Origin of the sequence: Streptomyces sp. NPDC002588, assembly GCF_040295925.1 — a bacterium.
GTDB lineage: Bacteria > Actinomycetota > Actinomycetes > Streptomycetales > Streptomycetaceae > Streptomyces.
On sequence record NZ_JBEOWF010000004.1, the window covers coordinates 19,730 to 33,491 of the forward strand.

Consider the following 13,762-nt stretch of genomic DNA (forward strand, 5'->3'; position numbering starts at 1 on the left):
TCTTCAACGACTGGCTAGGCGCTGAGGCGGGCGATCGCCTCGTCCACCGTCAGCTCCTCGCGCTCGCCGGTCCTGCGGTCCTTCAGTTCGAGGACACCCTCGGCCGAGCGACGGCCCGCGACCAGGATCTTCGGGACACCGATCAGCTCGGAGTCGGTGAACTTCACGCCCGGCGAGACCCCGGCCCGGTCGTCGACCAGGACGCGCAGACCCGCCGCCCGCAGCTTCTCGGATACCTCGAGGGCCAGTTCGGTCTGGAGGGCCTTGCCCGCGGCGACCACATGGACGTCGGCCGGGGCGACCTCGGCGGGCCAGCACAGGCCCTTGTCGTCGGCGGACTGCTCGGCGAGAGCCGCGACCGCGCGGGAGACACCGATGCCGTAGGAGCCCATGGTGACGCGGACCGGCTTGCCGTTCTGGCCGAGGACGTCGAGCTTGAGGGCGTCGGCGTACTTGCGGCCCAGCTGGAAGATGTGGCCGATCTCGATGGCGCGGTCCAGCTTCAGGCCGGTGCCGCACTTCGGGCAGGGGTCGCCCTCCTTGACGACCACGACGTCGACGTACGCGTCGACCTCGAAGTCACGGCCCGCGACGACGTTCTTCGCGTGCGTGCTCTCCTTGTTGGCACCCGTGATCCAGGACGTGCCCGGCGCCACCCGCGGGTCGGCGATGTACTTCACCTTCTCGCCCAGGCCCTGCGGGCCGACATAGCCGCGGACCAGGTCCGGGCGGCCGGTGAAGTCCTCCGCCGTCACCAGTTCGACGGCGGCGGGGGCGAAGTGCGCCTCGACCTTGCCCATGTCGACCTCACGGTCACCGGGCACCCCCACGGCGACGATCTCGCCGTCGACCTTCACCAGGAGGTTCTTCAGGGTGGCGGAGGCCGGGACGCCGAGGTGGGCGGCGAGGGTCTCGATGGTCGGGGTGTCCGGGGTCGGGATCTCCTCCAGCGCCGGTACGGCGGAGGCGTCCTGCTCCTGGAGCTCGTACGTGATCGCCTCGGTGTTGGCCGCGAAGTCGCAGTTCGGGCAGTCGGCGAAGGTGTCCTCGCCGGCCTCGGCCGGGGCGAGGAACTCCTCGGACTTCGAGCCGCCCATCGCACCGGCGGTGGCCGCGCAGATGCGGTAGTCGAGGCCGAGACGCTCGAAGACGCGCTGGTAGGCCTGGCGGTGCAGGGCGTACGACTGGGCGAGGCCCTCGTCCTCGAGGTCGAAGGAGTACGAGTCCTTCATCAGGAACTCGCGGCCGCGCAGGATGCCGGCCCGGGGGCGGGCCTCGTCCCGGAACTTGGTCTGGATCTGGTAGAGGATGACCGGCAGGTCCTTGTAGGACGTGCACTGGTCCTTGACGAGGAGGGTGAAGATCTCCTCGTGGGTCGGGCCGAGGAGGTAGTCGCCCCCCTTGCGGTCGTTCAGGCGGAACAGCTCGGCGCCGTACTCCTCCCAGCGGCCGGTCGCCTCGTACGGCTCCCTCGGCAGCAGGGCGGGGAGCAGCACCTCCTGGGCGCCGATCGCGTCCATCTCCTCACGGACGATCCGCTCGACGTTGGCGAGGACCTTCTTGCCGAGGGGCAGCCACGACCAGATGCCGGCCGCCGTGCGGCGGACGTAGCCGGCGCGGACGAGGAGCTTGTGGCTGAGGACCTCGGCATCCGCGGGGTCGTCGCGCAGGGTCTTCGCCATCAACTGGGACATGCGCTGGACCGGTGCGTTCGCCATGGTTCTCGTACTCCTGCCGGGTAAGGGTGATGGCTAGGAGGTTAGCCGGGAGCGCGGGGTCGCCGGAAATCCGTTATCCGCGCGGCAGCGGCAGCGGGGCGCCCATCACGGCATACGGGCGGGGGGCGCTGGGGAAGAGGACGCGGCGGGCCAGGTCCTGGTAGCCGAGGGAGTGGTACAGGGCGCGGGCGGGGCTGTCGGTGTCGATCGCGGAGAGGATCGAGCGGGGTTCGGTGGCCGTGTCGGTGATCGTGGTGATCAGGGCCCGGCCCGCACCGCGGTTCTGGTAAGCGGGGTGGACGTGGAGTTCGGTGATGACGAAGGAGTCGTCGAGCCAGAAGTCGTTGCCCTGGGCGCGGAGGTAGGGCTCGACGACGGTGGACCACCAGTGGGCGCGGTCGTTGGGCAGGCCGTAGACGAATCCGACCAGGCGGCCGTCGGCGGTGGTGGCGCCGAACGCCCGCGCTCCCGGGGTCGTCATGTGGCGCAGGACGATCTGTCTGCGGACCGCCACCTCGTCCGGGCCCAGTCCGAAGGCGACCGCCTGGACCGCGAGGGCCTCGTCCACGTGGGCGGGGAGGTCCAGGGGACCGATGACGAGATCCATGGCGGGGAGCCTACAGGTGAGCTAAAAGAGGATGCTCATGAAAGCGCCGACCTCCTGGAAGCCCACTCTCCGGTACGTCTTCCTCGCGGGGGTGTTGAAGTCGTTGACGTAGAGGCTGACCACCGGGGCCACGTCGTCGAGGGCGTAGCGCAGCACGGCGGCCATGCCGGGGGCCGCGACGCCCCTCCCCCGGTACTCGGGGGCCACCCACACGCCCTGGATCTGGCAGGCCTGCGGGGTGGCCGCGCCGATCTCCGCCTTGAAGACGACCTTGCCCTCGTCGTCGATGCGGGCGAAGGAGCGGCCGGAGCCGACCAGTTCGGCGACCCTGGCCTGGTAGAGCAGGCCGCCGTCGCCGGCCATCGGGGAGACGCCGACCTCCTCGGTGAACATCGCCACGCAGGCCGGCATGATCGTGTCCATCTCGTCCTTGCGGATGCGGCGGACGTACGGATCCGGGGCGATGTCGGCGGGCATGCGGTCGGTGACCATCAGGGGCTGCTGGCCGCGGACCTCGCGGGCGGGGCCCCAGTGGGGTTCGAGGAGGCGCCAGAGCTGGGCGGTGGCTTCGGCGGGGCCGACGATGGAGGAGCAGCGGCGGCCGGCCCTGCGCGCGCGGTCCGCGAAGGCGCGTACGGCGCGGGGGGTGGCGCAGATGGGGACGAGGTTGGCGCCCGCGTAGCAGAGGGACGTCAGCATGCCGTCCTCGTACCAGCCCCACATCTCGCCGCCGAGCCGCCAGGGGTCGAGGCCCGCGACCTGGACGCGGGAGGTGACGAAGGCGTTGGCCACCGGCTCGCGGTCGAGGACGGCGAGCGCGGCGTCCAGGTCGCTCGGTTCGAGGACCCGGGAGGTGGTCTGGGTCAACAACTGCGGGGCCTCACACTCAGGGCTGCTGGTCCCCGCACTGTACCCGCGGAAGCTGAGCGGTGCCGCCCCCGGTGTTCGAAGTGGCCGTCGGCTGTGGTCCCGCCCTGGGGGCTGCCGCCCCCAGACCCCCGCTTCGGCCCTGGCCGGGCCTCGTCCTCAAACGCCGGACGGGCTGGATGCATCGGACCGGCGTCTGAAAGCGAGCCCCCTCATGCTGATGCATCGGACCGGCCTGAACATCCGGGAAAGGCTGCCCCTCAGCCCGCCACCGCGACCGTCGGCTCGCCGGACGCGGCGCCCTCCGCCTCCATCTTTTCGGCCAGCTTCATGGCCTCCTCGATGAGGGTCTCCACGATCTTGGATTCCGGGACGGTCTTGATGACCTCGCCCTTGACGAAGATCTGGCCCTTGCCGTTGCCGGAGGCGACGCCGAGGTCGGCCTCGCGGGCCTCGCCGGGGCCGTTGACGACGCAGCCCATCACGGCGACGCGGAGAGGGACCTCCATGCCGGTGAGGCCCGCGGTGACCTCCTCGGCCAGCTTGTACACGTCGACCTGGGCGCGGCCGCAGGACGGGCAGGAGACGATCTCCAGGCCGCGCTGCTTGAGGTTCAGGGACTCCAGGATCTGGTTGCCGACCTTGACCTCTTCGACGGGGGGAGCGCTCAGCGAGACGCGGATCGTGTCGCCGATGCCCTGGGAGAGGAGCGCGCCGAAGGCGACCGCCGACTTGATCGTGCCCTGGAAGGCCGGTCCCGCCTCCGTGACGCCGAGGTGGAGCGGGTAGTCGCTCTGGGCGGCGAGCTGGCGGTAGGCCTCGATCATCACGACCGGGTCGTTGTGCTTGACCGAGATCTTGATGTCGCGGAAGTCGTGCTCCTCGAAGAGGGACGCCTCCCAGAGGGCGGACTCGACGAGCGCCTCGGGGGTCGCCTTGCCGTACTTCTGGAGCAGCCGGCGGTCCAGGGATCCGGCGTTGACGCCGATGCGGATCGGGGTGCCGTGGTCCTTCGCGGCGCGCGCGATCTCCTTGACCTTGTCGTCGAACTGCTTGATGTTGCCGGGGTTGACGCGGACGGCCGCACAGCCGGCCTCGATCGCGGCGAAGACGTACTTCGGCTGGAAATGGATGTCCGCGATGACCGGGATCTGCGACTTGCGGGCAATCGTGGAGAGCGCGTCGGCGTCGTCCTGGGTGGGGCAGGCGACGCGGACGATCTGGCAGCCGGAGGCGGTCAGCTCGGCGATCTGCTGGAGGGTGGCGCCCACGTCGGACGTACGGGTCGTCGTCATCGACTGGACCGAGACCGGCGCGTCACCGCCCACCGGCACCGAGCCGACCTGGATCCGCCGGCTCTTACGGCGCTCGGCAACCCTGGTCGGAACGGACGGCATGCCGAGAGAAATCGCAGTCATCTGCTGTGCAACCCCAAGTCGTGGATCAAGGCCCAGGTCCCGTCGATGGCGGGTTCCAGGCTTCGAGATTACGGCACCGGCCCGGGCGCGAGCACTCCCCCACCCTCGAACCACCCAATGGAAGGCGGCCCGGCATCGGTGATGCCGGGCCGCCTTCGACGCCGTACGGCTAGGAGATCTTCACCGGGTTGACCACGTCCGCGATCAGGACCAGGACCGTGAAGCAGACGAAGATGCCCGCCACCACGTACGCCACCGGCATCAGCTTCGCCACGTCGAACGGGCCCGGGTCCGGGCGGCGCAGGACGCGCGCGAGGTTGCGGCGGAGCGACTCCCACAGGGCGCCCGCGATGTGGCCGCCGTCGAGCGGGAGGAGGGGGAGCATGTTGAAGAGGAACAGGGAGAGGTTGAAGCCCGCGAGGACGAACACGAACATCGCCACCTGCTGGGAGGCGGGGATGTCGAGGGTCGCGATCTCGCCGGTCACCCGGGCGGCGCCGACGATGCCCATCGGGGAGTCCGGTTCGCGCGGGCCGTCGCCGAAGGCGGCGTCCCACAGGGCGGGGATCTTGCCGGGCAGGGCGACGAGGGAGTCGACGGCCTGGCCGACGTGGTCGGTCATCCACTCCACGGACTGGCCGAAGTCCTGCTGGACCACGCCGGTGGCCGCGCTGAAGCCGAGGAAGCCGGCCTTGACGTACTCGCCCTGGACGTAGGCGCCGGAGCTGTCCTTCTTCGCGACCTGGTTGGTGGCGATGGTGGCGTGCAGGGTGACGTCCTTGCCGCCGCGGTCGACGACGATCGCCACGTCCTTGCCCGCGCTGTCGCGGATGAGGTCGGACAGCGTGTCCCACTGGTCGGTGCGGACACCGCCGAAGGAGACGATCTTGTCGCCCTTCTTCAGGCCCGCGGCCTCGGCCGGGGAGGCCTTGTCGGTCGACTTGCAGCTGTCGCGGTTCTCGCTCTGCGAGATGACGCACGGGGAGACCGAGCCGACGGTGGTCGTCTCCTGCTGGATGCCGAAGCCCATCAGCACGGTGAGGAACAGGCCGACCGCGAGGATCAGGTTCATGAACGGGCCGGCGAACATGACGATGACCCGTTTCCACGGCTTGCGCGTGTAGAACATGCGGGTCTCGTCGCCGGGCTGGAGCTCCTCGAACGCGGCCGAGCGGGCGTCCTCGATCATGCCGCGCCAGGGCGAGGTGGAACGGGCCGTGATCCGGCCGTCCTCACCGGGCGGGAACATGCCGATCATGCGGATGTAGCCGCCGAGCGGGATCGCCTTGACGCCGTACTCGGTGTCGCCCCTCTTCCGCGACCAGATGGTCGGGCCGAAGCCGACCATGTACTGGGGCACACGGATGCCGAAGAGCTTCGCCGTGGAGAGGTGGCCCAGCTCGTGCCAGGCGATCGAGAAGAGCAGGCCGACGAAGAAGACCAGTATCCCCACGATGAACATCAGGGTCGTCATGCACGGGCCTCCGCCGTCTTCGCCGTCAGTTCCTGTGCCCGGGCGCGCGCCCAGGTCTCCGCTTCGAGGACGTCCGACACGGTCAGTGAAGTTCCCGTGGCCGGGGTGCCGTGTTCCTCGACGACCCTCGTCACGGTCTCCATGATCCCGTTGAACGGCAGGGCGCCGGTGCGGAACGCCTCCACGCACTCCTCGTTGGCGGCATTGAACACCGCCGGTGCCGTCCCCGCGAGCTCGCCCACGTGGCGGGCGAGGTTCACCGAGGGGAAGGCCTCGTTGTCGAGCGGGAAGAACTCCCACGTCGACGCCGTGCTCCAGTCGAAGGCGGGCGCCGCGTCGGGGACGCGCTGCGGCCAGCCGATGCCGATGGCGATGGGCCCGCGCATGTCGGGGGGCGTCGCCTGGGCCAGTGTCGATCCGTCCGTGAACTCAACCATCGAGTGGACATACGACTGAGGGTGCACGACCACCTCAATCCGCGAGAAGGGAATGTCGTAGAGGAGGTGCGCCTCGATGACTTCCAGCCCTTTGTTGACGAGGGTCGCGGAGTTGATCGTGATCACCGGGCCCATGGACCAGGTGGGGTGGGCGAGGGCGTCCTCGACCGAGACGTCCGCCAGCTGTGCCTTCGTACGGCCGCGGAACGGTCCGCCGGAGGCCGTGACGACCAGCTTGCGGACGTCGGCGCGGGTGCCGGCGGCGAGGGACTGGAAGAGGGCGGCGTGCTCGGAGTCCACCGGGATGATCTGGCCGGGCTTGGCGAGCGCCTTCACCAGCGGGCCGCCGACGATGAGCGACTCCTTGTTGGCGAGCGCGAGGGTGCGGCCCGCCTCCAGGGCGGCGAGGGTGGGGGCGAGGCCGATGGAGCCCGTGATGCCGTTGAGGACGGTGTGGCAGTCGGAGGCGGCGAGGTGGGTGGCCGCGTCCGGTCCCGCGAGGATCTCGGGGAGCGGCTCCGCGTCGCCGTACTCGGCGCGCAGTGCCTCGCGCAGGGCCGGGACGACGTCCTCGCGGGCGACCGCGACGGTCCGCACCCGCAGCCGGCGGGCCTGCTCGGCGAGGAGGGCGACGCGGCCGCCGTTGGCGGACAGGCCGGTGACGCGGAAGCGGTCGGGGTTGCGCAGCACGAGGTCGACGGCCTGGGTGCCGATCGATCCGGTGGAACCGAGGACCACCACGTCCTTGGGACCGTCGCCCGCGACGGGGTCGTAGACGAGGTGCGGGTCGGCCAGGGCAGCGGCGTGCCGTGAGGGGGCTGGACTGTCGCTCATCCCCCCATTGTGGCCGCACCGGGTGTGCGGCGGGACAGGGTGTCCCCCGAGGAGGACACCCCGTCATCGTGGGTGCCGGGTTCTACGGATCACCTGATCGGGCGGTGGACGTTCTCCCGTTCACTGGGGCCGGGGGTCGTGTCGGCGATCCACGGGCCCTCGCCCGAGGGGTCGATGATGCCCTGTTCCAGCCACTCGTAGGTGCCCGCGAGGACGCCCTCGACGACCTTGCGGTCCACGTCGTCGGTGTTGGCCCACAGGCGGGTGAAGAGTTCGTCGACGCGCAGCCGGGACTGGCGGCAGAAGACGTCGGCGAGACGGTAGGCCTCGGCGCCGTTCTCGCCGCGCGAGCGCAGCAGCTCGGCGCGGACGCAGGCCGCGCTCATCGCGAACAGCTCCGCTCCGATGTCGACGATCCGGCCGAGGAAGGCCTGCTTGGTCTCCATCCGGCCCTGCCAGCGGGACATGGCGTAGAAGGTGGACCGGGCGAGCTTGCGGGCATGCCGTTCGACGTGCCGCAGGTGCGCCGAGAGGTCCACGCCGGTGTGCTTGAACTCGCCGTAGGAGGACGGGAGCTGGCCCGGTCCGGCGACGAGCTTCGGCAGCCACCTGGCGTAGAAGAGGCCCGCGTTCGCGCCCGCCTTCGCCTTGTCCTGGAGGGACTTGTCGGGGTCGATGAGGTCGCCGGCGACGGAGAGGTGGGCGTCGACGGCCTCGCGGGCGATGAGGAGGTGCATGATCTCCGTGGAGCCCTCGAAGATGCGGTTGATGCGCAGGTCGCGCAGGAGTTGTTCGGCGGGGACCGCCTTCTCGCCGCGGGCGGCCAGGGAGGCGGCCGTCTCGAAGCCGCGGCCGCCGCGGATCTGGACCAGTTCGTCGGCCATCCGCCAGCCCATCTCGGAGGCGAACAGCTTGGCCAGGGCGCCCTCGATGCGGATGTCGTTGCGGTCCTCGTCGGCCATCTGCGAGGACAGGTCGAGCACCGCCTCCAGGGCGAAGGTGGTGGCCGCGATGAAGCTGATCTTCGCGCCGACCGCCTCGTGGTCGGCGATCGGCTTGCCCCACTGCTCGCGGGCCGTGGACCACTCGCGGGCGATCTTCAGGCACCACTTGCCGGCCGCGACGCAGGACGCGGGCAGCGAGAGCCGGCCGGTGTTGAGGGTGGTGAGGGCGATCTTCAGTCCGGCGCCCTCGGGGCCGATGCGGTTCGCGGCGGGGACCCGGACCCGGTGCAGGCGGGTGACGCCGTTCTCGATGCCGCGCAGGCCCATGAAGGCGTTGCGGTTCTCGACGGTGATGCCGGGCGAGTCGCTCTCCACGACGAAGGCGGTGATGCCGCCCTTGTGCCCCTCGCTCTTCGGGACACGGGCCATCACGACCAGCAGGTCGGCGACGACGCCGTTCGTCGTCCACAGCTTCACCCCGTCGAGGACGTAGTCGTCCCCGTCGGGCACCGCGCTGGTGGCGAGGCGGGCCGGGTCGGAGCCGACGTCCGGCTCGGTGAGGAGGAAGGCGCTGACGGCGGTGGTGGCGCAGCGCGGCAGGAAGGCCTGCTTCTGCTCGGGGGTGCCGAACATCTTCAGCGGCTGCGGTACGCCGATCGACTGGTGCGCCGACAGCAGCACCCCGACCGCGGGGCTCGCCGAGCCGACCAGGGCCAGCGCCTTGTTGTAGTACACCTGGGTGAGACCGAGCCCGCCGTACTTGGGGTCGATCTTCATGCCGAGGGCGCCGAGCTCCCTGAGCCCGTTGATCACCTCGTCGGGGATCCGGGCCTCGCGCTCGATCAGCGCGCCGTCGATCTTCGTCTCGCAGAACGCGCGGAGCTTGGTCAGGAACTGCTCGCCGCGCCGGACGGCCTCGTCGGTGGGGAGCGGGTGGGGGTGGATGAGGTCGAGGCGGAATCGGCCCAGGAACAGTTCCTTGGCGAAGCTCGGCTTGCGCCAGTCCTGCTCCCGGGCGGCCTCCGCCACCTGGCGTGCCTCACGCTCGGTGACGGTGGGTTTTTTGAGGGGTGGTGCGGACATGAGGCTCACCTCGCCGCGAATCGGGATCTCGGGCCACATTGGTTACCGATGGGTGCTACTCGATCGTTGGTACCCGATCCGGGATGACCCCGCCACCCTTCGCGCGCCCGACCGGCGCCGCCTCAGCCGATGGTGACCGAGTACGACCTGGTGTCCAGGCGGCCGGTTCCCTTGAAGACCTCGGTTCCGGACTCGATGCCGGAGACGTACTTGTCGTTGCCGAGGAGCTTGCGCCGGACGAGTGCCTGGGTGAAGTCGTCGAGGTCGAGAGTGGCCTTCGTGGTGTTGGCGCGGCGTACGAAGGAGTACACCTTCCAGCCGATGTCGCCCTGGTAGATGTCCCACATCGCGCCGCCCAGGCTGACACTGCCGTACTTGGTGCCCAGCGGGCCGGCGCCGCCCTGGCGGTTGAGCCAGATCATGATCTCGTCGGTGGGCTGGTCCTGCCAGTCCGCGGTGTTCTTGGCGTGCAGCCACAGGTCGTAGGAGACGTTCATGGTGCCGGGGTCGGCGGGGAGGGAGAACTCCCAGCTCGCGGTGACCTTCTTGCGGTCGCCGACCCTGATCGGCAGCCCGGTCTTCGCCTTGTCGACCTTCCAGCCCCAGTGCCAGCCGAGGACGGAGGAGGCGTACGACTTCACGTCCGAGTCGGTGCCCTTGCTGCTGTTGGCCCAGGTGTAACCGGTCCCCCAGGAGATGGTGCCGCCGCTCGCGGAGTTGTCCCAGACGCACTGGCTGCCGGTGCCCTTGTCCTGGCCCCAGAGGTTGTTGTTGACGTAGTACTTGCCGAGCGTGATCGTGTCGAAGGCCGTGCACTTCTTGCTCGACTCACCCGCCTGGGCGACGGTGACGCCGGCGGCGGCCGCGAGGGCCACGGCGGCGGCGGTCAGGGTCTTCGTCTTCTTCGACAGACGGGGGCGGCGGTGCTGCATCGGGGTCCTTCCGGGACGGACGGTGCTGACGTCACCCAAGTGGCCGCCGGGGCGGAAAAGGTTGCCGTCCTCCTCGGCTCTCCCCGGTGAGCGCTTGCCCGTGATACTCAGGGCGCACCGTTCTCCACGATTCCGCCACAACTCGTTGTCGAAGCGCTTCGACAGGCTATGGACACCCACCTTCGCTGAGGCTACTGTCGAACCACCCTCACCCGCCCGTGTTCGCAATGCGCACTGTCGAAGCGCTTCACAAAAGCTTGGAGAGCTGGATGGTCACCCTCGCCGAGGTCGCCCAGCACGCCGGAGTCTCGGCGAGCACGGTGAGCTATGTCCTCAGCGGCAAGCGGTCCATCTCCACGACCACCCGGCAGCGGGTCGAAGAGAGCATCCGCGAACTCGGCTACCACCCGAACGCGGGAGCGCGGGCGCTGGCCAGCAGCAGGTCGAACATCATCGCGCTGATGATCCCGCTGCGCACCGACATGTACGTGCCGGTGATGATGGAGATCGCCATCGCGGTGGCCACCACCGCCCGCACCCACGGCTACGACGTCCTGCTGCTCACCGGCGAGGAGGGGCCCGACGCGGTGCGCCGGGTCACCGGCAGCGGGCTCGCCGACGCCATGATCCTGATGGACGTCCAACTCGACGACGGGCGGCTGCCGTTGCTGCGGGCGACCGACCAGCCCTCGGTCCTGATCGGCCTGCCCGCCGACACCTCCGGCCTCACCTGCGTCGACCTCGACTTCACGGCGACCGGCGCGCTGTGCGTGGAGCATCTGGCGAAGCTCGGCCACCGCGACATCGCTGTCATCGGCGAGGCCCCCGCGGTCTACGAACGGCACACCGGCTTCGCCGAGCGCACGCTCGACGGACTCCGTTCCCGGTCGAGGGAGTTGGGTGTACGGCTGCTGCACCGGCCGTGCGAGGGCGGGTACGACGCGATGGCCGCCACGCTCGCCCGCATCCTCGACGAGCGCCCGGACACCACGGGGTTCGTCGTCCAGAACGAGTCGGCGGTCGAGCCGCTGCTCGCGCTGCTGCGCCAGCAGGGCCGTGCCGTGCCCGAGGACGTGTCGGTGGTCGCGATCTGCCCCGACCAGGTCGCCGTCCAGGCCTCGGTGCGGCTGACGTCGGTCGCCATCCCCGCGCAGGAGATGGGCCGGCACGCCGTGGAGCATCTGGTCGCCAAGCTCGACGGCCGGGGCGAGGACGAAGTCGTGCTGATCGCACCGGAGTTGACGGTCCGGACGAGTTCGGGTCCGGCGCCGTCCGGCACCTCCTGACCCAGCTTTCCCACGCCCTTCGGGCACCCTCACGTCCTTTCGGGAGCACCCCACGTGAATCAGCCTGCCGAAAACCAGCCCAGTCACGGCACGGTCAGCCTCGCGCAGTCGTCGCCCACCGTCGGCACCTTCCGTGAGCGCGGCGGCGCGCTGGAGTGGAGCGGCCGACAGGAGACACTGCGCATCGAGCCCTGGGGCCCGGACGCGGTCCGGGTGCGGGCCCGGCTCGGCGGCCCCGTGCTCGACGGGCTCCCGGGCGCGCTCCTCGACGACGCCCCGCCGACGCCGTACACGGTCAAGATCGAGGACGGGCAGGGGCGGCTGACCGTCGGCGGGCTGACCGTCGAGGTCGGCGCCGAGGGCCTGATCCGCTTTCTGCGCACGGACGACGGCAGCGAGGTGCTCGCCGAGGAGCGCGCCCACTTCTGGTGGCCGGGCTCCCGCCTCTACACCGCCGTCGGAGGCGGCCACCACCGGCTGGAGCAGCGGTTCGCCGCCTACGAGGACGAGAAGCTGTTCGGCCTCGGCCAGCACCAGCACGGGCGGTTCGACCAGAAGGGCCTGGTGCTGGACCTGGTCCAGCGCAACGCCGAGGTCGGCATCCCGGTGCTCTCCTCCAGCCGCGGCTACACCCTGCTGTGGAACAACCCCGCGATCGGCCGGGTCGAGCTCGCGCACAACGGCACGCGCTGGGTCGCCGACTCCGCCCGCCAGATCGACTACTGGATCACCGCGGGCAGCCCGGCCGACGGCCAGCGCCGCTACAGCGCGGTGACCGGCCGCACGCCCATGCTGCCGGAGTGGGCCGCGGGCTTCTGGCAGTGCAAGCTGCGCTACCGCACACAGGACGAACTCCTCTCCGTGGCACGGGAGTACAAGCGCCGCGGGCTGCCGATCTCGGCGATCGTCTGCGACTTCTTCCACTGGACGCACCTGGGCGAGTGGAAGTTCGACCTCGAGGAGTGGCCGGACCCTGCGGCGATGGTCCGTGAACTGGACGAGCTGGGCATCAAGTTGGTGGTCAGCGTCTGGCCGTCGGTGTCACCGCTGAGCGAGAACCACCCGGTGATGGAACAGCGCGGCTACTTCATCGGCACGCAGTACGGCCCGATGGCGCACGCGGACTGGCCGGACAAGGGGGTCGCGTCGACGGTCCAGGTGGCCTTCTACGACGCGACGAACCCGGAGGCCCGGGAGTTCGTGTGGTCGAAGATCCGGGACAACTACCTCGTCCCGTACGGGATCACGGCCTTCTGGCTGGACGCCTGCGAGCCGGAGCTGAAGCCCGGCTTCCAGGAGAACCTGCGCTACTGGGCGGGGCCGGGCCTGGAGGTCGGCAACCTCTACCCGGCCGACAACTCCCGTACCTTCCACGAGGGCCTGCGCGCCGAGGGCGAGGAGGTCGTCACCCTCAACCGCTCGGCGTGGGCGGGCAGTCAGCGCTACGGCGCCGCCCTGTGGTCGGGTGACATCGGCACCGACTTCCCGACCCTGCGCCGGCAGATCGCGGCCGGCCTCAACACGGCCCTCTCCGGCATCCCCTGGTGGAACACGGACATCGGCGGCTTCCACGGCGGCGACCCGGAGGACCCGGCGTACCGGGAGGTCATGGTCCGGTGGTTCCAGTTCGGCGCCCTGTCCCCGCTGATGCGCCTGCACGGCTTCCGTGACCCGGGCATGCCGCTGGGCCCGGAGATGACCGGCGGCCCCAACGAGGTGTGGTCGTACGGGGAGGAGGCGGGCGCGGTCCTGGAGAAGTACCTGCGGCTGCGCGAGCGGCTGAAGCCGTACGTCCTCCAGGTCATGCGGGAGGCCCACGAGGAGGGGCTGCCGCCGATGCGGCCGCTGTTCCTGGAGTTCCCCGACGACCCGGCGGCCTGGTCGGTCGACGACGCCTACCTGTTCGGCCGGGACCTGCTGGTCGCCCCGGTGCTCACGGCGGGTGCCACGACCCGGACGGCCCACCTCCCGGCGGGCGCGACCTGGACGGACGCGTGGACGGGTGAGACGTACGAGGGCGGTACGAGCGTGACGGTCGACGCCCCCCTGGAGCGGATCCCGCTGTTCCTGCGGGACGACGCGCGGCTGCCCGTGGCCGAATAGCGGCGGCGGGAGGGGTCGGACCGGTTACCGAGCGGTAAATGAATCAACTCCGCTGCATG

Annotated in this window: 10 protein-coding genes; 2 read left to right on the forward strand and 8 right to left on the reverse strand. The window is 70.4% G+C overall.

Annotation, left to right across the window (positions count from 1 at the left end; translation table 11 throughout):
* Nucleotides 1–14: 14 nt before the first annotated feature.
* From ABT057_RS06040 to ABT057_RS06075, 8 genes are all read right to left on the reverse strand, one after another.
* Complete coding sequence (locus ABT057_RS06040; RefSeq protein ID WP_352341249.1) at nt 15–1,718, reverse strand: proline--tRNA ligase; 1,704 nt, start codon at nt 1,716–1,718, stop codon at nt 15–17.
* Between the two features lie 73 nt (nt 1,719–1,791).
* Nucleotides 1,792–2,325, reverse strand: a complete 534-nt coding sequence (locus tag ABT057_RS06045; RefSeq protein ID WP_352341250.1) for a GNAT family N-acetyltransferase — start codon at nt 2,323–2,325, stop codon at nt 1,792–1,794.
* A gap of 21 nt (nt 2,326–2,346) precedes the next feature.
* On the reverse strand, nt 2,347–3,195 hold the full coding sequence (locus ABT057_RS06050) for a GNAT family N-acetyltransferase (protein ID WP_352341251.1): 849 nt from the start codon (nt 3,193–3,195) through the stop codon (nt 2,347–2,349).
* Between the two features lie 257 nt (nt 3,196–3,452).
* The gene (gene ispG, locus ABT057_RS06055; protein WP_352341252.1) at nt 3,453–4,610 is read right to left on the reverse strand and encodes a flavodoxin-dependent (E)-4-hydroxy-3-methylbut-2-enyl-diphosphate synthase; all 1,158 of its coding nucleotides are present in this window, start codon (nt 4,608–4,610) and stop codon (nt 3,453–3,455) included.
* 169 nt (nt 4,611–4,779) lie between these two features.
* The gene (locus ABT057_RS06060) at nt 4,780–6,084 is read right to left on the reverse strand and encodes a M50 family metallopeptidase (RefSeq protein WP_352341253.1); all 1,305 of its coding nucleotides are present in this window, start codon (nt 6,082–6,084) and stop codon (nt 4,780–4,782) included.
* On the reverse strand, nt 6,081–7,355 hold the full coding sequence (dxr, locus tag ABT057_RS06065; protein WP_352341254.1) for a 1-deoxy-D-xylulose-5-phosphate reductoisomerase: 1,275 nt from the start codon (nt 7,353–7,355) through the stop codon (nt 6,081–6,083). Before dxr ends, ABT057_RS06060 begins: the two co-directional genes overlap by 4 nt.
* Before the next feature lie 89 nt (nt 7,356–7,444).
* A complete protein-coding gene (locus ABT057_RS06070) occupies nt 7,445–9,382 on the reverse strand; it encodes an acyl-CoA dehydrogenase family protein (RefSeq protein WP_352341255.1) in 1,938 nt (645 codons plus the stop codon).
* Between the two features lie 122 nt (nt 9,383–9,504).
* Nucleotides 9,505–10,314 carry a GH12 family glycosyl hydrolase domain-containing protein gene (locus ABT057_RS06075; protein ID WP_352341256.1) on the reverse strand — a complete coding sequence of 270 codons (810 nt, stop codon included), beginning with the start codon at nt 10,312–10,314 and terminating at the stop codon, nt 9,505–9,507.
* A gap of 269 nt (nt 10,315–10,583) precedes the next feature.
* Between ABT057_RS06075 and ABT057_RS06080 the strand changes: the two genes are divergently transcribed.
* On the forward strand, nt 10,584–11,600 hold the full coding sequence (locus tag ABT057_RS06080; protein ID WP_352341257.1) for a LacI family DNA-binding transcriptional regulator: 1,017 nt from the start codon (nt 10,584–10,586) through the stop codon (nt 11,598–11,600).
* 54 nt (nt 11,601–11,654) lie between these two features.
* Nucleotides 11,655–13,703, forward strand: coding sequence for a glycoside hydrolase family 31 protein (locus ABT057_RS06085; RefSeq protein WP_352341258.1), 2,049 nt, complete (start codon nt 11,655–11,657; stop codon nt 13,701–13,703).
* The last annotated feature ends 59 nt before the right edge of the window (nt 13,704–13,762 follow it).

Excerpts from the sequence above, each read along its gene's own strand:
- ABT057_RS06075 (WP_352341256.1), bottom strand. The coding sequence starts at position 10,314 with ATGCAGCACCGCCGCCCCCGTCTGTCGAAGAAGACGAAGACCCTGACC.
- ABT057_RS06060 (WP_352341253.1), bottom strand. The coding sequence starts at position 6,084 with ATGACGACCCTGATGTTCATCGTGGGGATACTGGTCTTCTTCGTCGGC.
- ABT057_RS06040 (WP_352341249.1), bottom strand. The coding sequence starts at position 1,718 with ATGGCGAACGCACCGGTCCAGCGCATGTCCCAGTTGATGGCGAAGACC.
- dxr (WP_352341254.1), bottom strand. The coding sequence starts at position 7,355 with ATGAGCGACAGTCCAGCCCCCTCACGGCACGCCGCTGCCCTGGCCGAC.
- ABT057_RS06070 (WP_352341255.1), bottom strand. The coding sequence starts at position 9,382 with ATGTCCGCACCACCCCTCAAAAAACCCACCGTCACCGAGCGTGAGGCA.
- ispG (WP_352341252.1), bottom strand. The coding sequence starts at position 4,610 with ATGACTGCGATTTCTCTCGGCATGCCGTCCGTTCCGACCAGGGTTGCC.
- ABT057_RS06080 (WP_352341257.1), top strand. The coding sequence starts at position 10,584 with ATGGTCACCCTCGCCGAGGTCGCCCAGCACGCCGGAGTCTCGGCGAGC.
- ABT057_RS06045 (WP_352341250.1), bottom strand. The coding sequence starts at position 2,325 with ATGGATCTCGTCATCGGTCCCCTGGACCTCCCCGCCCACGTGGACGAG.